Genomic DNA, 18363 nt, shown 5'->3' with positions numbered 1-18363 from the left:
CGATGCGGCCATAACGGCTGCTTTTCGTGCGGGCAGGGTTGCCTGCGAAAACAACGGACAACAAACATGTCGCGCAAAGGTTCACATCCCGCCCGTCTGGTTCTGCCGGATCCCAAGCATGGCAGCCAGCTGATTGCCCGCTTCATCAACATGGTGATGAAGAGCGGCAAGAAGTCCGTGGCTGAGAGCATCGTTTACGGTGCGCTGCAGCACATCGGCGAAAAGAATGCCGAGCCGGTGGCCCTGGTCGAGAAGGCACTGAACAACATCGCCCCGGCGGTCGAGGTGAAGTCCCGCCGCGTGGGTGGTGCCACCTACCAGGTGCCGGTCGAGGTGCGTCCGGGCCGTCGCATGGCGCTGGCGATGCGCTGGGTCATCGATGCTGCCCGCAAGCGCGGCGAAACCTCGATGCCGCGCAAGCTGGCTGCCGAGCTGCTGGAGGCCTCCGAAAGCCGCGGCGGCGCCGCCAAGAAGCGTGAAGAGACGCACCGCATGGCCGAGGCCAACAAGGCCTTCTCGCACTATCGCTGGTAATTGAAGTTGCGCTTGCCGCCAAACAGTGGCGGCGAGCGACAAAAGCCGCCGTCCATGGCGGACCAGGGATACCGGGCCGCTTCAATGGCGGCCAAAAGCAAGCCGCCTTCAAGGGCGGATTTCTCACAAGCTCTCGGCCCGGGCGGCCGCGTCCAGACATGGGGCAGGGCTGCCCGGCAAAGGTAATCATCCATGGCACGCAACACTCCCCTCGACCGCTACCGCAACTTCGGCATCATGGCCCACATCGATGCCGGCAAGACCACGACCACGGAGCGCATCCTGTTCTACACCGGCGTCAGCCACAAGATCGGCGAGGTGCATGACGGCGCGGCCACCATGGACTGGATGGAGCAGGAGCAGGAGCGCGGCATCACCATCACCTCCGCGGCTACCACGGCCTTCTGGAAGGGCATGGATGGTTCGATGGAGCAGCATCGCTTCAACATCATCGATACCCCCGGACACGTCGACTTCACCATCGAGGTGGAGCGCTCGCTGCGCGTGCTCGACGGCGCCGTATTCGTGCTGTGCGCGGTCGGTGGCGTGCAGCCGCAGTCCGAGACCGTGTGGCGCCAGGCCAACAAGTACAAGGTGCCGCGCCTTGCGTTCGTCAACAAGATGGATCGCACCGGCGCCAATTTCGAGAAGGTCGTCGGCCAGCTGAAGTCGCGCCTCGGTGCCCACCCGGTGCCGATGCAGGTGCCGATCGGTGCCGAGGACAACTTCACCGGCGTGATCGACCTGTTGCGCATGAAGGCGATCAGCTGGGACATGGAAACCCAGGGCATGAAGTTCGAGCTGAACGACATCCCCGCCGAGCTGGCCGACAAGGCGGCCGAGGCGCATTCCTTCATGGTGGAATCCGCTGCGGAAGCCACCGAAGAACTGATGAACAAGTACCTCGAAGGCGGCGACCTCTCCACCGAGGAGATCATTGCCGGCCTGCGCCAGCGCACGCTCGCCAACGAGATCATTCCCGTGTTCTGCGGTACCGCGTTCAAGAACAAGGGTGTGCAGGCGATGCTCGACGCCGTGGTGCAGCTGTTGCCGTCGCCGGCCGACCGCCCGCCGGTGGCCGGTATCGACGAGAACGAGCAGGCGGCCACGCGCAAGGCCGATGACGCCGCGCCGTTCTCCGCGCTGGCGTTCAAGATCATGACCGACCCGTTCGTGGGCTCGCTGACGTTCTTCCGTGTCTACTCGGGCACGCTGAACTCGGGCGACGCCGTGTACAACCCGGTCAAGAGCAAGAAGGAGCGCATCGGCCGCATCCTGCAGATGCACGCGAACGAGCGTCACGAGCTGAAGGAAGTGCGTGCCGGCGACATCGCCGCCGCGGTCGGCCTCAAGGACGTGACCACCGGCGACACGCTGTGCGCGCAGGATCACGTGATCACCCTGGAGCGGATGACGTTCCCGGAGCCGGTGATTTCGATGGCGGTCGAGCCGAAGACCAAGTCGGACCAGGAAAAGATGGGCATCGCGCTGGGTCGCCTGGCTGCCGAAGATCCGTCGTTCCGCGTCCGTACCGACGAGGAATCCGGTCAGACCATCATTTCCGGCATGGGCGAGCTGCACCTGGACATCCTGGTCGATCGCATGCGCCGCGAGTTCAACGTCGAGGCCAACGTCGGCAAGCCGCAGGTGGCTTACCGCGAGACGATCCGCGCTTCGGACGTCAAGTCGGACTACAAGCACGCCAAGCAGTCGGGCGGCAAGGGTCAGTACGGCCACGTCGTGATCGAGCTGTCGCCGATGACGGAAGAGGAGCGCAAGAGCCCGGACGTCAAGGACGATTTCCTGTTCGTCAACGAGATCACCGGCGGCGTAATCCCGAAGGAGTTCATCCCCTCGGTCGAGAAGGGCCTGCGCGAGACCATCACCAGCGGTCCGCTTGCCGGGTTCCCGGTGGTGGGCGTCAAGGTGAAGCTGGTGTTCGGTTCGTACCACGACGTCGACTCGTCGGAAATGGCGTTCAAGCTGGCCGCCTCGATGGCGTTCAAGCAGGGCTTCAACAAGGCCAATCCGGTGCTGCTCGAGCCGATCATGAAGGTCGAGGTGGTGACTCCGGAGGAATATGTCGGTGACGTGATGGGCGACATGAGCCGCCGTCGCGGCCTGCTTCAGGGCCAGGACGACACGCCGTCGGGCAAGACCATCGACGCGATGGTTCCGCTGGGCGAGATGTTCGGATATGCGACCACCATCCGCTCGCTGACCCAGGGTCGTGCAACCTTCACGATGGAGTTCGACCACTACGCCGAGGCACCGAACAACATCGCCGAGCAGGTGATCAAGAAGGCCTGATTGGCGCGATCGTCCTGATCGCAAGAGCAAGATCAAACAGCGGCCATCCATGGCCGTACTCTTCAAGAAAAGCAGTGCGACCTTCGACGGGTCGCGTAGGTTGAAAGCGACGCGGCGGACGCCGCACTGACGAACGTTCCAGCTAGAGGTCTCAAGTCATGGCAAAGGGTAAATTCGAACGCACCAAGCCGCACGTCAACGTCGGCACGATTGGTCACGTGGATCACGGCAAGACGACGCTGACGGCGGCGCTGACGAAGGTCGGTGCCGAGCGTTTCGGTGGAGAATTCAAGGACTACAGCGCGATCGACGCGGCGCCGGAAGAGAAGGCGCGCGGCATCACGATCTCGACCGCGCACGTGGAATACGAGTCGCCGACCCGCCACTACGCGCACGTCGACTGCCCCGGCCACGCGGACTACGTGAAGAACATGATCACCGGTGCGGCGCAGATGGACGGCGCGATCCTGGTGTGCTCGGCCGCGGACGGCCCGATGCCGCAGACGCGCGAGCACATCCTGCTGTCGCGCCAAGTCGGCGTGCCGTACATCGTGGTGTTCCTGAACAAGGCGGACATGGTCGATGACGCCGAGCTGCTCGAACTGGTCGAGATGGAAGTGCGCGAGCTGCTGAGCAAGTACGACTTCCCGGGCGACGACACCCCGATCATCCATGGTTCGGCGCTGAAGGCGCTGGAAGGCGACCAGAGCGAAATCGGCGTGCCGGCGATCATCAAGCTGGTGGACGCGCTGGACAGCTACATCCCCGAGCCGGTGCGCACGATCGACAAGCCGTTCCTGATGCCGGTGGAAGACGTGTTCTCGATCTCCGGCCGCGGCACCGTGGTGACCGGTCGTATCGAGCGCGGCGTGATCAAGGTGGGCGACGAAATCGAAGTGGTCGGCATCCGCGACACGCAGAAGACCACGGTCACCGGCGTGGAGATGTTCCGCAAGCTGCTGGACCAGGGCCAGGCGGGCGACAATGCCGGCCTGCTGCTGCGCGGCCTGAAGCGCGACGACGTGGAGCGTGGCCAGGTGCTGGCCAAGCCGGGCACGATCACCCCGCACACGGACTTCGAGGCCGAAGTGTATGTGCTGTCGAAGGACGAGGGTGGCCGTCACACGCCGTTCTTCAAGGGCTACCGCCCGCAGTTCTACTTCCGCACGACCGACGTGACCGGTGCCGTGACCCTGCCGGAAGGCGTGGAAATGGTGATGCCGGGCGACAACGTGAAGATGGTGGTGAGCCTGATCCACCCGATCGCGATGGACGAAGGCCTGCGTTTCGCCATCCGCGAAGGCGGTCGCACCGTCGGCGCCGGCGTGGTGGCCAAGGTCATCAAGTAACGGTTCTTGCGGGAATTCCGGCATGGATGCCGGTTTGATCTTTGCCATCAGGGAGGATGGCTGAAGTAAAGGTCACGGGGTCGCGGGACGAACGGAACCACGCGCTGCCGGGACAACTCCCGCCGTTGAACCGGCCGCGGCTGCGCCGCGCCGGTTCACCCCGGGGCGAGTCGAGGGTGAAGTTGTTTCGCACCTCTTCACTAATCCCGGATTTACCGGTATACTTCGCAGCTCACTTGTCGGACAGACGTGTTTCTGGACGACCAACCGCGAAATGAGGCACAGGACGTGCTTCGAGTTCGCTGGCCGTGGATCGGCCTTCGCAAGTCGACGTGATCGCGGGGCTAGCCCTGTTGACACGTCGTTTTGCGCGAGATTCGGATTGTGCCAGGCGAGCGGATCGATGCTCGCCTGGTGTTTTTCAAAGGGGCCGGCAGATCTCGATGGCCCCGGACAAGTGGCAAAAGGGCAGTGCGGAGTGGTGAGAAGCCGCTCCGGCATCACAGAACGTTCTTTCGACAACAGGACACGGTTATGGCGAACCAGAAGATTCGCATTCGGCTGAAGGCATACGATCATCGACTGATCGACCGCTCCGCCAGCGAGATCGTCGAGACGGCTAAGCGCACGGGTGCCACGGTACTCGGCCCGATCCCCCTCCCGACCAAGATCGAGCGTTACACCATTCTGACGTCGCCGCACGTCGACAAGGATGCACGCGACCAGTACGAGACCCGTACGCACAAGCGTGTACTCGACATCGTCGACCCGAACGACAAGACCGTGGACGCGCTCATGAAGCTTGATCTCGCCGCTGGCGTCGATGTTCAGATCAAGCTCGGTTGAGCGACAGACAGGATACGAAGATGAGTATCGGATTGGTTGGCCGCAAATGCGGCATGAGCCGACTCTTCACTGAAGACGGCCGCTCGATTCCGGTGACGCTGATTGAAGCGACGCCGAACCGCGTGACCCAGGTGAAGACGGACGACAACGATGGCTACAGCGCCGTCCAGGTTTCCGCAGGCAGCAAGCGTGCGAACCTGCTGACGCAGCCGCTGAAGGGCCACTACGCGAAGGCGAAGGTCGAGCCGGGTCGCGGTCTGTGGGAGTTCCGCGTTGCTGCCGAGGATCTCGGCAAGTACGCGGTGGGCTCGGAGATCAAGGCGGACGACGTGTTCTCCGTCGGCCAGATCGTGGATGTCGCCGGCGTGTCGAAGGGCAAGGGCTTCCAGGGCACGATCAAGCGCTGGAACTTCAAGATGGGCGACGCTACCCACGGCAACTCGCTGTCGCATCGCGCACCGGGCTCGATCGGTCAGCGCCAGACCCCGGGTCGCGTGTTCCCCGGCAAGAAGATGGCCGGCCAGATGGGCAACGTGAATCGTACCCAGCAGGGCCTGGAAGTGGTCAAGGTCGACGCCGAGCGTCATCTGATCGCGGTCAAGGGTGCGGTACCGGGTGCCACCGGTAGCGACGTCGTCATCCGCCCGACGACCAAGAGCTGAGGAGAGACACCATGGAACTCAATGTCATGGGTGCCAAGCCGCTCAGCGTGTCGGACGAAGTGTTCGGCGGCGAGTACAAGAAGGCCCTGGTGCACCAGGTCGTGGTTGCCTATCAGGCCGCTGGCCGCGCCGGTACCAAGGCGCAGCTGTCCCGCGGCGAAATGTCCGGCACCACCAAGAAGTTCAAGAAGCAGAAGGGCGGCGGCGCCCGCCACGGTGACTACCGTGCCCCGATCTTCGTCGGTGGTGGTGTCACGTTCGCCGCCAAGCCGCGCAGCTACGAGCAGAAGGTCAACCGCAAGGCTTATCGCGTCGCGATCCGCTCGATCTTCTCCGAGCTGGTTCGCCAGGGTCGCCTGAAGGTGGTCGAGAGCTTCGGCATCGAGACGCCGAAGACCTCCGCGATGGTCGCCAAGCTGGCCGAGCTGGACGTGTCCGGTCGCGTGTTGCTGGTGTCCGAGGATGCCTCCGAATCCGTGTTCCTGGCTGCGCGCAACATCCCCTACATCCATGTGCTGGATGTGATGGGCCTGAACCCCGTCAGCCTCGTCGGCTCCGACCACGTGGTGGTCACGGTCGATGCGGTGAAGAAGATCGAGGAGTGGCTGGCATGAGCAACGAACGCATTCTCGATACGCTGCGTGCGCCGCATATCTCCGAGAAGTCGGCGCGTCTTGCCGAGCACAACCAGTATGTGTTCCTGGTCGCCCCCGCGGCGACCAAGGCCGATGTCCGCGCTGCGGTGGAAAAGCTGTTCGACGTCAAGGTCGAGCAGGTGAACCTCGTCAACGTCAAGGGCAAGGTCAAGTCCTTCCGTTTCCGCGCTGGCAATCGCCAGGGCAAGCGCAAGGCCTACGTGCGTCTTGCCGATGGCCAGGCCATCGACGTGTCCGCCAAGGCCTGAGCCAGGAGTTCTGTGAAATGGCACTAATCAACCACAAGCCGACCTCGCCGGGTCGCCGCGACGCAGTCAGCGTCCGCACGGAAGGCCTGTACAAGGGCGCGCCCTATGCTCCGTTGACCGAGGCGCAATCCCGTACCGGCGGCCGCAACCATCATGGCCGGATCACCACGCGTCATCGTGGCGGCGGTCACAAGCAGCATTACCGCATCATCGACTTCAAGCGTGACAAGGAAGGCATCGCCGCCCGCGTCGAGCGCATCGAATACGATCCCAACCGCACCGCGCACATCGCGCTGCTGTGCTACGCCGATGGCGAGCGTCGCTACATCATCGCGCCCAAGGGCGTGCAGGTGGACGATCGCCTGGTGTCGGGTCGCGAGGCGCCGATCAAGGCCGGCAACTGCCTGCAGCTGCGCAACATCCCGATGGGCAGCACGATCCACTGCGTGGAGCTGCGTCCCGGCAAGGGCGCGCAGATCGCCCGCAGCGCCGGCGCCTCGGTGCAGCTGGTTGCCCGCGAGTCCGGTTACGCCACGTTGCGCCTTCGCTCCGGCGAGATGCGTCGCGTCTCGGTCGATTGCCGCGCCACCATCGGCGAAGTCGGCAACGGCGAGCACAGCCTGAAGAAGCTGGGCAAGGCCGGCGCCAAGCGCTGGGTAGGCATTCGCCCGACCGTCCGCGGCGTGGTGATGAACCCGGTCGACCACCCGCACGGTGGCGGCGAAGGCAAGACCTCCGGCGGTCGTCATCCGGTCAGCCCGTGGGGCACGCCGGCCAAGGGCTACAAGACCCGCAACAACAAGCGCACGCAGCACTTCATCGTGCGTCGTCGTACCAAGTAACAGGAAGCCGACATGCCTCGCTCTTTGAAGAAAGGTCCCTTCGTCGACCTTCACCTCGCGAAGAAGGTGGAAGCTGCGGTTTCCGCCAACAACAAGCGCCCGATCAAGACCTGGTCGCGCCGCTCGATGATCCTGCCGGAAATGGTCGGCTTGACCATCGCCATCCACAACGGCCGTCAGCACGTGCCCGTCCTGATCAACGAGAACATGGTCGGGCACAAGCTCGGCGAGTTCGCGGTGACCCGCACGTTCAAAGGCCATGTCGGCGACAAGAAGGGCAAGTGATGAGCACTGAAGCCAAAGCGATCCTGCGCGGCGCCCGCATTTCGGCGCAAAAGGCACGCCTGGTGGCCGACCTCGTCCGCGGGCTTCCCGTGGGCCGGGCCAGCGACGTGCTCACCTATACCAACAAGAAGGCTGCGCACCTGGTTCGCAAGGTGCTGCTGTCGGCCGTCGCCAACGCCGAGAACAATCTCGGTGCCGACGTCGACGAGCTGAAGGTGTCCAGCATCTTCGTCGACGAAGGTCCGGCGATGAAGCGCATGTACGCCCGCGCCAAGGGCCGCGGTTCGCGCATCCTGAAACGTACCAGCCACATCACTGTGGTTGTCGGCAACTGACTGAGGATATAGACGATGGGTCATAAAGTTCATCCCACCGGTATCCGCCTCGGCATTGCCAAGGACTGGAACGCGAAGTGGTTCGCCAACAAGGGCGATTACGCCAAGTATCTCGTGGCCGACATCAAGGTCCGCGACATGCTGAAGAAGAAGCTGGCCGCCGCCGGCATCTCGAAGATCCAGATCGAGCGCCCGGCCAAGACCGCGCGCGTGACGATCCACACTGCCCGCCCGGGCGTGGTGATCGGCAAGAAGGGCGAGGACATCGAGAAGCTGCGCAAGGAAGTCAGCGACATGATGGGCGTCCCGACGCACATCAACGTCAACGAGGTGCGCAAGCCCGAGCTGGACGCGCAGCTGGTGGCAGAGTCCATCGCGCAGCAGCTGGAGCGCCGCATCATGTTCCGCCGCGCGATGAAGCGCTCGGTCGGCAACGCGATGCGCCTGGGCGCCCTGGGCATCAAGATCAACGTCTCCGGCCGCCTGAACGGCGCCGAGATCGCCCGCTCCGAGTGGAGCCGCGAGGGCCGCGTGCCGCTGCATACGCTGCGCGCCGACATCGACTACGGTTTCGCCGAGGCGAGCACCACCTACGGCATCATCGGCATCAAGGTCTGGGTGTACAAGGGCGAGATCTTCGATCTGGCCGCTGCCAGCCAGGAGTCGAAGGACGAACCGTCGCCGTCGCGCCGTGAAGGTAGCGAAGGCCGTCGTAATGATTCGCGTCGCGAGGCCGGTGAAGGCCGTCGCGAGCGGTCTGCGAAGTAAGGGAGAGTTGCCATGTTGCAACCCAAGCGAACCAAGTACCGCAAGCAGTTCAAAGGCCGCAACGACGGTCTGGCCCAGTGCTCCAACCTCGTCAGCTTCGGCGAGTACGGCCTGAAGGCGACCACGCATGGTGCGCTCACCGCGCGCCAGATCGAGGCGGCTCGTCGTTGCATCACCCGCTTTGTAAAGCGTGGCGGCAAGCTGTGGATCCGCGTGTTCCCGGACAAGCCGATCACCAAGAAGCCGATCGAAGTGCGCATGGGCGCGGGCAAGGGCGGCGTCGAGTTCTGGGTCGCCCCGATCCAGCCCGGCCGCATGCTGTATGAAATCGAGGGCGTCGACGAGACGACGGCACGCGAGGCGTTCCGCCTGGCCGCCGCCAAGCTCTCGGTGCAGACCCAGTTTGTGACACGGGCGGTGATGTGATGGCCAGCAAAGATATCAACAACCAGTCGGCCGACGAGCTGAACCAGCATCTGCTGGACCTGCGCAAGGAGCAGTTCAACCTGCGCATGCAGAAGGGTTCCGGCCAGCTCACCCAGCCGCACCAGCTTCGCCGCGTTCGGCGTGACATCGCCCGCACGAAATTCGTGCTCGGCAGCAAGAAGTAAGGGACGGCCGAGATGAGCGAGAACCAGAAGAAGGCACGCACCCTCGAGGGTCGCGTCACCAGCAACAAGATGGACAAGACGGTCACCGTCCTGGTCGAGCGCCAGGAGCAGCATTGGCTGCTGGGCAAGACCATTCGTCGGTCGACCAAGCTGCATGCGCAGGACGACCTGGGCGCGAACGAGGGTGACCTCGTGCGTATCGCCGAGTGCCGTCCGTTGTCCAAGACCAAACATCACCGCGTGGTTGAAATCATCACGCGCGCCAACGTCTAAAGGGAGGGTGCAGCCATGATCCAGATGCAAAGCACGCTTTCCGCAGCGGACAACAGCGGCGCCAAGGAAGTGATGTGCATCAAGGTGCTCGGCGGCTCCAAGCGCCGTTACGCCTCGATCGGTGACGTGATCAAGGTCACCGTGAAGGATGCCATTCCCCGCGGCAAGGTGAAGAAGGGCGAGGTGTACAACGCCGTGGTGGTGCGTACTGCCAAGGGCGTGCGCCGTCCCGACGGCTCGCTGATCCGTTTCGACGGCAATGCGGCTGTCCTCCTCAACAACAAGCTCGAGCCGATCGGTACCCGTATCTTCGGGCCGGTTACCCGCGAGCTGCGCAACGAGAAGTTCATGAAGATCGTCTCGCTCGCGCCCGAAGTGCTCTGAAGCGGAGTCAAGACAATGAACCGTATCCGCAAGGGTGATCAGGTCCTGGTGATCACCGGCAAGAACAAGGGTCAGCGCGGCGACGTGCTGCGTGTTGCAGGCGATCGCGTATTCGTCTCCAACGTGAATCTGGTCAAGCGTCACACCAAGCCGAACCCGCAGGCCAACCAGGCTGGCGGTATCGTCGAGCGTGAAGCCTCGATCCATCTCTCCAATGTGCAGCTGTTCAACCCCGCCACGAACAAGGGTGAACGCGTCGGTTCCAAAACGCTCGCTGATGGGCGCAAGGTCCGCGTGTTCCGTTCGAATGGCGAGGTCGTGGACGCGTAAGGAACACGATCATGACGCGCCTTGAAAAATTCTACAAAGACCAGGTAATCGGCAAGCTCACCGAGCAGTTCGGCTACCAGAACGTGATGCAGGTTCCCCGCATCACCAAGATCACGCTGAACATGGGCGTGGGCGAAGCGGCGGGCAACAAGAAAGTGCTCGAGAACGCCGTGGCCGACATGGCCAAGATCGCCGGCCAGAAGCCGATCACCACGAAGGCCCGCGTTTCGGTGGCTTCGTTCAAGATCCGCGACGGCTGGCCGATCGGCTGCAAGGTCACGTTGCGCCGTGCGCAGATGTGGGAGTTCCTCGATCGCCTGATCAACATCTCGCTGCCGCGCGTGCGCGACTTCCGCGGTGTTTCGGCCAAGGCGTTCGACGGTCGCGGCAACTACAACTTCGGCATCAAGGAACAGATCATCTTCCCCGAGATCGATTTCGACCAGGTGGATGCTCTGCGCGGCATGGATATCTCCATCACCACGACGGCGCGAACCGACAACGAGGCGAAGGCCCTGTTGACGGCCTTCAGCTTCCCGTTCCGGAACTGAGCGGTCATCCTTGACGAACCCGGCCGTCCGCGGCCGGACTCTTTGAAAGAGCAGCGATAAATTATGGCCAAGAAATCAATGGTGAACCGCGACGTCAAGCGGGCCAAGCTGATCCAGAAGTACGCCGCCAAGCGCGCCGAACTGAAAGCGATCGTGCTCAACCCGACGGCTTCGTACGACGAGAAGATGGAAGCGCAGGCGAGCCTGCAGAAGCTTCCGCGCGATGCCAGCCCGGTTCGCGTGCGGACGCGTTGCGCCCTGACCGGTCGTCCGCGCGCCGTCTACGCGAAGTTCGGCCTGGGTCGCAACAAGCTGCGCGAAGCCACCATGCGCGGCGACGTGCCGGGCCTGCGCAAGGCCAGCTGGTAATTCACAACCTGCAGGATCGGCGCGTCGGCTGTTCCGGCGCACCGATCCGACCGGCGGCACCGCATGCCACCGGTGGATGCGACTAACGCATCCGATGTTCGCCAAAACCCGAAATTGCTGCTATAGTCGGCGGTCTGCGCAACGCAGGCTGGCTTCTTTGCCGGCTCACAATCTGATTGATTTCCGGTTTTATCGGATATCGGTGCACTCTGAAGGATGTTTTCATGAGCATGACTGATCCCATCGCCGATCTGTTCACGCGCGTCCGCAATGCCCAGGCCACGGGCAAGCCGGTCGTGCGTATGCCGTCGTCGAAACTGAAGGTGGCCATCGCCGACCTTCTCAAGAACGAGGGCTACATCCTCGACGCCAAGACTTCCGTCGAGGAAGGCAAGCCGGTGCTCGAGATCAAGCTCAAGTATTTCGACGGTCAGCCCGCCATCGAGAACATTTCCCGTGTCAGCCGTTCCGGCCTGCGCGTTTACCGCGGCAAGGACGAGCTGCCGAAGGTCCTCGGCGGCCTGGGCATTTCGATCATCTCGACTTCCGCTGGTCTGTTGACCGATGCGCAGGCCCGTGCCAAGGGCCTGGGCGGCGAAGTCATCGGCCAAGTGGCATAAGGAGTCTTTCAATGTCACGTGTAGCCAAACAACCCATTTCCCTGCCGAAGGGCGTCGAGCTGACGATCGCCGGAGGCAACATTTCGGTGAAGGGCCCGAAGGGCACCTTGTCCGTGCATCAGCTGCCGGGCGTCACGGTCGCCGTCGACGGCGGCGTGGCGAATGTCACGCTGGGCGAAGGCGTGGACGACAAGTTCGGCGGTACGGCGCGTGCGCTGATCGCCAACATGGTCACCGGCGTCTCGCAGGGTTACGAACGCAAGCTTGAGCTGGTCGGCGTCGGTTATCGCGCTGCCATGCAGGGCAAGGCGCTGAGCCTCAGCCTGGGCTTCTCCCACCCGGTGGTGTTCGACGCGCCCGAGGGCATCAGCATCGAAACGCCGACCCAGACCGAAGTGCTGATCAAGGGCACCGACAAGCAGGTCGTCGGCCAGGTCGCAGCCAAGATTCGCGGCTTCCGCCCACCCGAACCCTACAAGGGCAAGGGCGTGCGCTATGCCGGCGAGAAGATCACCCTGAAGGAAGCCAAGAAGGCGTAAATGCGCTGTCCCTGCGCGTAGAGACCGGTCATCCATGGCCGGACTTTTCACAAAGAGCAGATGACAGCCATCCGAGCCGATCCGCTTTCGAGGAATTGAGAGATGAACAAGAACGAAAATCGCCTGCGCCGCGCCAAGTCCACCCGCAGCCACATCCGCAAGCTGGGCGTGGCCCGCCTGTCGGTGCATCGCACCGGGCAGCATCTTTATGCGCAGGTGTTCGACGCCTCCGGCAAGAACGTGGTAGCGGCTGCCTCCACCGTGCAAAAGTCGGTCGCCGAAGGCCTGAAGGGCACCAAGAACCTGGCTGCTGCGGCGGCCGTGGGCAAGGCTGTGGCCGAGCGCGCGAAGGCTGCCGGTGTGGAGTCGGTGGCGTTCGATCGCTCCGGTTTCCGCTATCACGGCCGCATCAAGGCGCTTGCCGAGGCGGCGCGCGAGGCGGGCTTGAAGTTCTGAGGCGCCGGGATGCGGGGCGCGGGATTCGGGATTCGAAAGAGCCCGCTTCCGCGAGTCGCCAATCCGGTTGCTGATCCTGGCAGCACATACAACTACAAGCGGCCAAGCCGCAAGCAAAAGCCCCGGATGGTCCGGGCACACGGAATAGAACATGTCTTCTAACGATCGCGAAAATTCGGACGGCCTGCTCGAGAAGCTGATTGCCGTCAACCGGGTGGCCAAGACCGTCAAGGGTGGCCGCCAGATGAGCTTCACTGCACTGACCGTGGTCGGTGACGGCGAGGGCAAGGTCGGCTTCGGCTATGGCAAGGCGCGTGAAGTGCCGGTGGCCATTTCCAAGGCGATGGAGCGTGCCCGCCGCCAGATGGTCAACATCGAACTGAACAACGGCACCCTGTGGTACGCCATCAAGGCGAACCATGGTGCGGCCCGCGTGTACATGCAGCCGGCTTCCGAAGGTACCGGCGTGATCGCCGGCGGCGCCATGCGTGCGGTGCTGGAAGTGGTCGGCGTCAAGAACGTGCTGGCCAAGGCCGTCGGTTCGCGCAATCCGATCAACCTGGTGCGCGCCACCATCAAGGGCCTGCAGGCGGTTGCCTCGCCCAAGAAGATCGCCGCCAAGCGGGGCAAGAGTCTGGAAGAGGTGCTGGGCAATGGCTAAGAAGAACGAATCCGCTGCCACCGTGCGCGTGCGCCTGGTCAAGGGCCTGCGCGGCGTGCAGGCGCGCCATCGCCTCAGCGTCAAGGCGCTGGGTCTGGGCAAGGTCAACGACGTGCGCGAGCTGAAGGACAGCCCGCAGGTGCGTGGGCTGATCAACACGGTCTACTACCTGGTCCGGGTCGAGGAGTAATCATCATGCGTCTGAATGACATCAAGCCGGCCGCCGGTTCCCGCAAGACCCGCCTGCGCGTGGGTCGCGGCATCGGTTCGGGCCTGGGCAAGACGGCCGGTCGCGGCCACAAGGGTCAGCATGCCCGCGCGGGCGGCACCCACAAGTTCGGTTTCGAAGGCGGCCAGATGCCGCTGAACCGCCGGTTGCCGAAGGTCGGCTTCCGCTCGAAGCTGAAGGCGCAGAGCCAGGAAGTATTCCTGTATCAGCTGGCCAACCTCAAGGGCGACGTGATCGACGTGGTCGCGCTGCATCAGGCTGGCCTGATCGACAGCCGCGCCAAGAAGGTCAAGGTGGTGCTGAAGGGCGAGATCGGTCGCGCGGTGAAGCTGTCCGGTCTGCTGGCCACGGCGGGCGCGAAGGCGGCCATCGAGGCGGCCGGCGGAAGCGTGGAGTAAGACGGTGGCCGTAGCCAAGGGCAACGCACTGGGCAAACTCGGCAAGCTGACGGAGCTTCGTCAGCGCATCCTGTTCGTGGTGGGTGCGTTGATGGTGTTCCGTCTCGGCTCGTTCATTCCGGTTCCGGGCGTCAACCCGGAGGCGATGACGAACCTGGTCAACGGCAACGGCCTGATGGACATGTTCAACATGTTCTCGGGCGGCGCGCTGGAGCGGTTCTCGGTCTTCGCGCTCGGCGTGATTCCGTACATCTCGGCGTCGATCGTGTTCCAGATGATGGGCGCGGTGGTGCCGAGCCTGCAGACCCTGCGCAAGGAAGGCGAGGCCGGCAAGCGCAAGATGACGGCGTACACCCGTTACGCCACGGTGCTGCTGGCGGCGTTCCAGTCCTTCGGCATTGCGGTTGCCTTGCAGGGCCAGGTGGCCGCGGGCGGCGCGCCGGTGGTATACACGCCGGGCTTCGGCTTCGTGTTCTCGTCCGTGGTCGGCCTGACCGCCGGTACCATGTTCCTGATGTGGCTGGGCGAACAGATGACCGAGCGCGGCATCGGCAACGGCATCTCGCTGCTGATCTTCGCCGGCATCGTGGCCGGCTTGCCCGGCGCGGTGGTGCACACGCTGGGCATGGCCAACAACGGTGAGCTGTCGCTGCTCATGCTGCTGGTGGTGTTCGGGCTGGTGCTGGCCGTGACCGCCTTCGTGGTGTTCGTGGAACGCGCCCAGCGGCGCATCACGGTGAACTACGCACGACGTTCGGGCGGACAGAAGGCCTACCAGAACCAGAGCTCCAGCCTGCCGCTGAAGATCAACATGTCGGGCGTGATTCCGCCGATCTTTGCGTCGAGCTTGCTGATGTTCCCGGCCACCGCGGTGAGCTGGTTCAGCACGGGTCATTCGTCGCGCTGGGTGCAGGATCTGACGCAGTCGCTGAGTCCGGGCAACCCGTTGTATGAAATCACCTTTTCGGTACTGGTGATCGGTTTTGCATTCTTCTACACCGCGATCGTGTTCAACGCGGAAGAGACGGCGGACAACCTGAAGCGCTCCGGCGCCCTGATTCCCGGCATTCGTCCGGGCAAGGCCACGGGCAGCTACATCGACGCGGTGATGACACGCCTGACGGCGGTCGGCGCGATCTACCTGGTGCTGGTCTGCCTGGTGCCGTCGTTCATGCAGCAGGCGTGGCACGTACCGTTCTATTTCGGCGGCACCTCGCTGCTGATCGTGGTGGTGGTGGTGATGGATTTCACGGCGCAGATCCAGGCGCATCTGGTCAGTCATCAGTACGAAAGTTTGCTCAAGAAAGCCAACCTCCGTCGCAGTTGACGCGGCGAGGGACGCTCCAGGTCGGAGAGTTGCGGTGCCTTGGCGCCGCAGGGCTTTCCTGTTCGGGTAATTCAGGTTAAAATTGCGCGTTTACCGCGCACGAAACGCATTCGGAGAGAGTACTCATGGCGCGCATTGCGGGTGTCAATTTGCCGGTTCAGAAACACGTCTGGGTCGGTCTGCAGAGCATTTATGGTATCGGCCGCAGCCGCGCCAAGCAGGTTTGCGTGGACGCGGGCGTGGTCCCGACCACCCAGATCAAGTCGCTGAGCGAAGGCGAAGTGGAAAAGATTCGCCTGGAGATCGCCAAGTACACCGTCGAAGGCGATCTGCGCCGCGAGGTGGGCATGGCGATCAAGCGGCTGATGGACCTGGGCTGCTACCGCGGCCTGCGTCATCGTCGCGGCCTGCCGGTTCGCGGGCAGCGTACCCGTACCAATGCGCGTACCCGCAAGGGTCCGCGTCGCGCAATCAAGAAGTGATTGCCTGCGGATTTGTGCGGTCACCGATGACCGCGAAGATCAAAAAAGCGGCCATCCGTGGCCGCACTCATCGAGAAGAGCCTTCAAACCATGGCTAAGCCGGTCAAGACCAAGAAGAAGATCAAGCGCGTTGTCACGGATGCCGTGGCCCACGTGCAGGCCTCCTTCAACAACACCATCGTTACCATCACCGATCGCCAGGGCAATGCCCTGTCGTGGGCGACCGCCGGCGGTGCCGGTTTCCGCGGCTCGCGCAAGTCCACCCCGTTCGCTGCACAGGTCGCCGCCGAGAAGGCCGGCCGCGCCGCGGGCGACTACGGCGTGAAGACGGTGGAAGTGCGCATCAAGGGTCCCGGCCCGGGCCGCGAGTCGGCGGTGCGTTCGCTGAATGCGCTGGGCTACAAGGTGCTCAACATCATCGACGTCACGCCGATCCCGCACAACGGCTGCCGTCCCCCCAAGAAGCGGCGTGTCTGAGGGCGGTCGTTTTCGATCGCGAGAATCAAGCACCGGCCGCGGCCGGACTATCTGAAAGAGAAGAAACATGGCCCGTTATCGTGGAGCTACCTGCAAACTCGCCCGGCGCGAAGGTGCGGATCTCAGCCTGAAGAGCCCGGCGCGTGCGCTGGATTCAAAGTGCAAACTGGAAAACAAGCCCGGCCAGCATGGCGCGAACAAGCGCATGCGCATGTCCGACTACGCCGTCCAGCTGCGTGAGAAGCAGAAGGTCAAGCGTATCTACGGCGTGCTCGAGCGCCAGTTCAGCAACTACTACACCAAGGCGACCACGCTCAAGGGCAATACCGGCGAGAACTTGCTGCGTCTGCTCGAGAGCCGCCTGGACAACGTCGTGTTCCGCATGGGCTTCGCGGTCACCCGCGCCCAGGCCCGCCAGCTGGTTGCCCACAAGGCGGTGCTGGTCAACGGCAAGAAGGTGAACATTCCTTCCTACCAGGTGCGCCCGGGCGACGCGATCGCGCTGACCGAGAAGGCGCGCAGCCAGCTGCGCGTGCAGGAAGCGGCCACCGTGTTCGACACCATGGACCTGCGCCCGGTCTGGGTCGAAGTGGATTCCAAGAAGTTCGAAGGCACGTTCAAGTCGGTGCCGGATCGCGGCGACCTGCCGTCCGACATCAATGAAGCATTGATCATCGAGCTTTACTCGAAGTAATTAACCGGAGCTCTGCATGGCAGTTTCGTCAACTAGTGTGCTGCGGCCACGTGGCCTCAGCGTCGAACAGCTCGGAGCCAACCGCGCCAAGGTGGTGGTCGAGCCGCTCGAGCGTGGCTTTGGCCATACCCTGGGCAACGCGCTGCGCCGCGTGCTGCTCTCCTCGATCCCCGGCAGCGCCATCGTCGAGGTGGAAATCGACGGCGTGCTGCACGAATACACCACGCTTGAAGGTCTGCAGGAGGACGTCATCGAAGTCCTGCTGAACCTCAAGGACGTGGCGATCCGGCAGCATTCGGGCGATGAAGTGACCCTGACCTTGTCCAAGAAGGGCAAGGGCGTGGTGACCGCCGGCGACATCGTGGTCGACCATACGGTGGAGATCGTCAACCCCGAGCACGTCCTGTGCCACCTGACCAAGGACATCGCGCTCAACATGCGCCTCAAGGTGCGTCGCGGCGTCGGCTACCAGCCGGCCAGCGCGCGCCAGCATCCTGACGACGAGGCGCGCCCGATCGGTCGCCTGCAGCTGGATGCCTCGTTCGCGCCCGTATTGCGGGTGGCCTACGAAGTGGACGCCGCGCGTGTCGAGCAGCGCACCAACCTTGACAAGCTGGTGCTGGACATCGAGACCAACGGCACCATCGACGCCGAGGACGCGGTGCGCAAGGCCGCCGAGATCATCAACGACCAGCTGTCGGTGTTCGGTGACTTCTCGCGTCGCGAAAGTGCCACGGACAAGGCCGAGAAGAGCGGCTTCGAACCGCTGCTGCTGCGTCCGATCGACGATCTGGAGCTGACCGTGCGTTCGGCGAACTGCCTGAAGGCCGAGAGCATCTACTACATCGGCGACCTGGTGCAGAAGACCGAGGTCGAGCTGTTGAAGACGCCGAACCTGGGCAAGAAGTCGCTGACCGAAATCAAGGATGTCCTGGGCGGGCGCAGCCTGTCCCTCGGCACCAAGCTGGAAAACTGGCCGCCGCCGGGGCTTTCGCACGGCATGCAGCTGGGCTAGGGCGATCCTCCTTGATCGCTGTTGTAGCCGGATATTGGCCAGGGTGTGTACAGCACCTTGGCCATGCAGCAGAAGCGGCCATCCATGGCCGCACTTTTCACAAGAGCCTGCT

The 18363-nt window shown here is 63.5% G+C and carries 29 protein-coding genes; all 29 read left to right on the top strand.

Annotated features, from left to right (window positions below):
* Positions 1-66: 66 nt before the first annotated feature.
* The 29 genes from rpsG (at position 67) to ACVCMG_RS04870 (ending at position 18251) form a co-directional block, all read left to right on the top strand.
* Positions 67-534 (top strand): 30S ribosomal protein S7, encoded by a 468-nt coding sequence (rpsG, locus tag ACVCMG_RS05010; RefSeq protein ID WP_007514548.1) that lies wholly within the window; start codon positions 67-69, stop codon positions 532-534.
* Positions 535-726: 192 nt separating this feature from the next.
* Positions 727-2844 carry an elongation factor G gene (fusA, locus tag ACVCMG_RS05005; protein ID WP_395117261.1) on the top strand — a complete coding sequence of 706 codons (2118 nt, stop codon included), beginning with the start codon at positions 727-729 and terminating at the stop codon, positions 2842-2844.
* Positions 2845-3002: 158 nt separating this feature from the next.
* Positions 3003-4193 carry an elongation factor Tu gene (gene tuf / locus ACVCMG_RS05000; RefSeq protein ID WP_395117250.1) on the top strand — a complete coding sequence of 397 codons (1191 nt, stop codon included), beginning with the start codon at positions 3003-3005 and terminating at the stop codon, positions 4191-4193.
* 534 nt (positions 4194-4727) lie between these two features.
* Positions 4728-5039: a 30S ribosomal protein S10 gene (gene rpsJ / locus ACVCMG_RS04995; RefSeq protein ID WP_007082173.1), complete on the top strand. Its 312-nt coding sequence runs from the start codon at positions 4728-4730 to the stop codon at positions 5037-5039.
* A 20-nt stretch (positions 5040-5059) separates the two neighbouring features.
* Positions 5060-5701 (top strand): 50S ribosomal protein L3, encoded by a 642-nt coding sequence (rplC, locus tag ACVCMG_RS04990; RefSeq protein ID WP_395117262.1) that lies wholly within the window; start codon positions 5060-5062, stop codon positions 5699-5701.
* An 11-nt stretch (positions 5702-5712) separates the two neighbouring features.
* Positions 5713-6315 carry a 50S ribosomal protein L4 gene (rplD, locus tag ACVCMG_RS04985; RefSeq protein ID WP_395117264.1) on the top strand — a complete coding sequence of 201 codons (603 nt, stop codon included), beginning with the start codon at positions 5713-5715 and terminating at the stop codon, positions 6313-6315.
* Entirely contained in the window at positions 6312-6605 is a 294-nt protein-coding gene (gene rplW, locus ACVCMG_RS04980; protein ID WP_395117266.1) for a 50S ribosomal protein L23, read from the top strand. Before rplD ends, rplW begins: the two co-directional genes overlap by 4 nt.
* Before the next feature lie 17 nt (positions 6606-6622).
* Positions 6623-7447: a 50S ribosomal protein L2 gene (gene rplB / locus ACVCMG_RS04975; RefSeq protein ID WP_395117268.1), complete on the top strand. Its 825-nt coding sequence runs from the start codon at positions 6623-6625 to the stop codon at positions 7445-7447.
* Positions 7448-7459: 12 nt separating this feature from the next.
* On the top strand, positions 7460-7732 hold the full coding sequence (gene rpsS / locus ACVCMG_RS04970; RefSeq protein ID WP_108473256.1) for a 30S ribosomal protein S19: 273 nt from the start codon (positions 7460-7462) through the stop codon (positions 7730-7732).
* Positions 7732-8067, top strand: a complete 336-nt coding sequence (rplV, locus tag ACVCMG_RS04965) for a 50S ribosomal protein L22 (RefSeq protein WP_007082179.1) — start codon at positions 7732-7734, stop codon at positions 8065-8067. The genes rpsS and rplV overlap by 1 nt, the downstream gene beginning before the upstream one ends.
* Positions 8068-8082: 15 nt before the next feature.
* Positions 8083-8835 carry a 30S ribosomal protein S3 gene (gene rpsC, locus ACVCMG_RS04960; protein WP_447115013.1) on the top strand — a complete coding sequence of 251 codons (753 nt, stop codon included), beginning with the start codon at positions 8083-8085 and terminating at the stop codon, positions 8833-8835.
* 12 nt (positions 8836-8847) lie between these two features.
* Complete coding sequence (rplP, locus tag ACVCMG_RS04955; RefSeq protein WP_136259088.1) at positions 8848-9261, top strand: 50S ribosomal protein L16; 414 nt, start codon at positions 8848-8850, stop codon at positions 9259-9261.
* Positions 9261-9446, top strand: a complete 186-nt coding sequence (rpmC, locus tag ACVCMG_RS04950) for a 50S ribosomal protein L29 (RefSeq protein WP_136259087.1) — start codon at positions 9261-9263, stop codon at positions 9444-9446. Before rplP ends, rpmC begins: the two co-directional genes overlap by 1 nt.
* Positions 9447-9458: 12 nt before the next feature.
* Entirely contained in the window at positions 9459-9719 is a 261-nt protein-coding gene (gene rpsQ / locus ACVCMG_RS04945; protein ID WP_136259086.1) for a 30S ribosomal protein S17, read from the top strand.
* Positions 9720-9734: 15 nt separating this feature from the next.
* Positions 9735-10103, top strand: coding sequence for a 50S ribosomal protein L14 (rplN, locus tag ACVCMG_RS04940; protein ID WP_395117270.1), 369 nt, complete (start codon positions 9735-9737; stop codon positions 10101-10103).
* Between the two features lie 15 nt (positions 10104-10118).
* Positions 10119-10433 carry a 50S ribosomal protein L24 gene (gene rplX, locus ACVCMG_RS04935; RefSeq protein ID WP_136259084.1) on the top strand — a complete coding sequence of 105 codons (315 nt, stop codon included), beginning with the start codon at positions 10119-10121 and terminating at the stop codon, positions 10431-10433.
* A gap of 8 nt (positions 10434-10441) precedes the next feature.
* A complete protein-coding gene (gene rplE, locus ACVCMG_RS04930; RefSeq protein ID WP_395121356.1) occupies positions 10442-10984 on the top strand; it encodes a 50S ribosomal protein L5 in 543 nt (180 codons plus the stop codon).
* A 63-nt stretch (positions 10985-11047) separates the two neighbouring features.
* Complete coding sequence (gene rpsN / locus ACVCMG_RS04925; RefSeq protein WP_395117272.1) at positions 11048-11353, top strand: 30S ribosomal protein S14; 306 nt, start codon at positions 11048-11050, stop codon at positions 11351-11353.
* 224 nt (positions 11354-11577) lie between these two features.
* Positions 11578-11973: a 30S ribosomal protein S8 gene (gene rpsH / locus ACVCMG_RS04920; RefSeq protein WP_395117275.1), complete on the top strand. Its 396-nt coding sequence runs from the start codon at positions 11578-11580 to the stop codon at positions 11971-11973.
* An 11-nt stretch (positions 11974-11984) separates the two neighbouring features.
* Entirely contained in the window at positions 11985-12512 is a 528-nt protein-coding gene (rplF, locus tag ACVCMG_RS04915) for a 50S ribosomal protein L6 (RefSeq protein WP_447099333.1), read from the top strand.
* Positions 12513-12614: 102 nt separating this feature from the next.
* Positions 12615-12968, top strand: a complete 354-nt coding sequence (gene rplR, locus ACVCMG_RS04910) for a 50S ribosomal protein L18 (RefSeq protein WP_136259079.1) — start codon at positions 12615-12617, stop codon at positions 12966-12968.
* A 151-nt stretch (positions 12969-13119) separates the two neighbouring features.
* Positions 13120-13629, top strand: coding sequence for a 30S ribosomal protein S5 (rpsE, locus tag ACVCMG_RS04905; RefSeq protein ID WP_136259078.1), 510 nt, complete (start codon positions 13120-13122; stop codon positions 13627-13629).
* Positions 13622-13819 (top strand): 50S ribosomal protein L30, encoded by a 198-nt coding sequence (gene rpmD / locus ACVCMG_RS04900; protein ID WP_136259077.1) that lies wholly within the window; start codon positions 13622-13624, stop codon positions 13817-13819. Before rpsE ends, rpmD begins: the two co-directional genes overlap by 8 nt.
* A complete protein-coding gene (rplO, locus tag ACVCMG_RS04895) occupies positions 13819-14256 on the top strand; it encodes a 50S ribosomal protein L15 (RefSeq protein WP_447099479.1) in 438 nt (145 codons plus the stop codon). The genes rpmD and rplO overlap by 1 nt, the downstream gene beginning before the upstream one ends.
* 4 nt (positions 14257-14260) lie before the next feature.
* Positions 14261-15583 carry a preprotein translocase subunit SecY gene (gene secY, locus ACVCMG_RS04890; protein ID WP_447105820.1) on the top strand — a complete coding sequence of 441 codons (1323 nt, stop codon included), beginning with the start codon at positions 14261-14263 and terminating at the stop codon, positions 15581-15583.
* A gap of 125 nt (positions 15584-15708) precedes the next feature.
* Positions 15709-16065 carry a 30S ribosomal protein S13 gene (gene rpsM / locus ACVCMG_RS04885; RefSeq protein ID WP_136259074.1) on the top strand — a complete coding sequence of 119 codons (357 nt, stop codon included), beginning with the start codon at positions 15709-15711 and terminating at the stop codon, positions 16063-16065.
* A 90-nt stretch (positions 16066-16155) separates the two neighbouring features.
* A complete protein-coding gene (gene rpsK / locus ACVCMG_RS04880; protein WP_007513384.1) occupies positions 16156-16542 on the top strand; it encodes a 30S ribosomal protein S11 in 387 nt (128 codons plus the stop codon).
* 67 nt (positions 16543-16609) lie between these two features.
* A complete protein-coding gene (rpsD, locus tag ACVCMG_RS04875) occupies positions 16610-17236 on the top strand; it encodes a 30S ribosomal protein S4 (protein ID WP_136259073.1) in 627 nt (208 codons plus the stop codon).
* 16 nt (positions 17237-17252) lie between these two features.
* Complete coding sequence (locus tag ACVCMG_RS04870; RefSeq protein ID WP_395117283.1) at positions 17253-18251, top strand: DNA-directed RNA polymerase subunit alpha; 999 nt, start codon at positions 17253-17255, stop codon at positions 18249-18251.
* The last annotated feature ends 112 nt before the right edge of the window (positions 18252-18363 follow it).

The organism is Rhodanobacter sp. UC4451_H18 (assembly GCF_052978225.1).
This window is presented reverse-complemented; position numbering and strand designations above follow the sequence as displayed.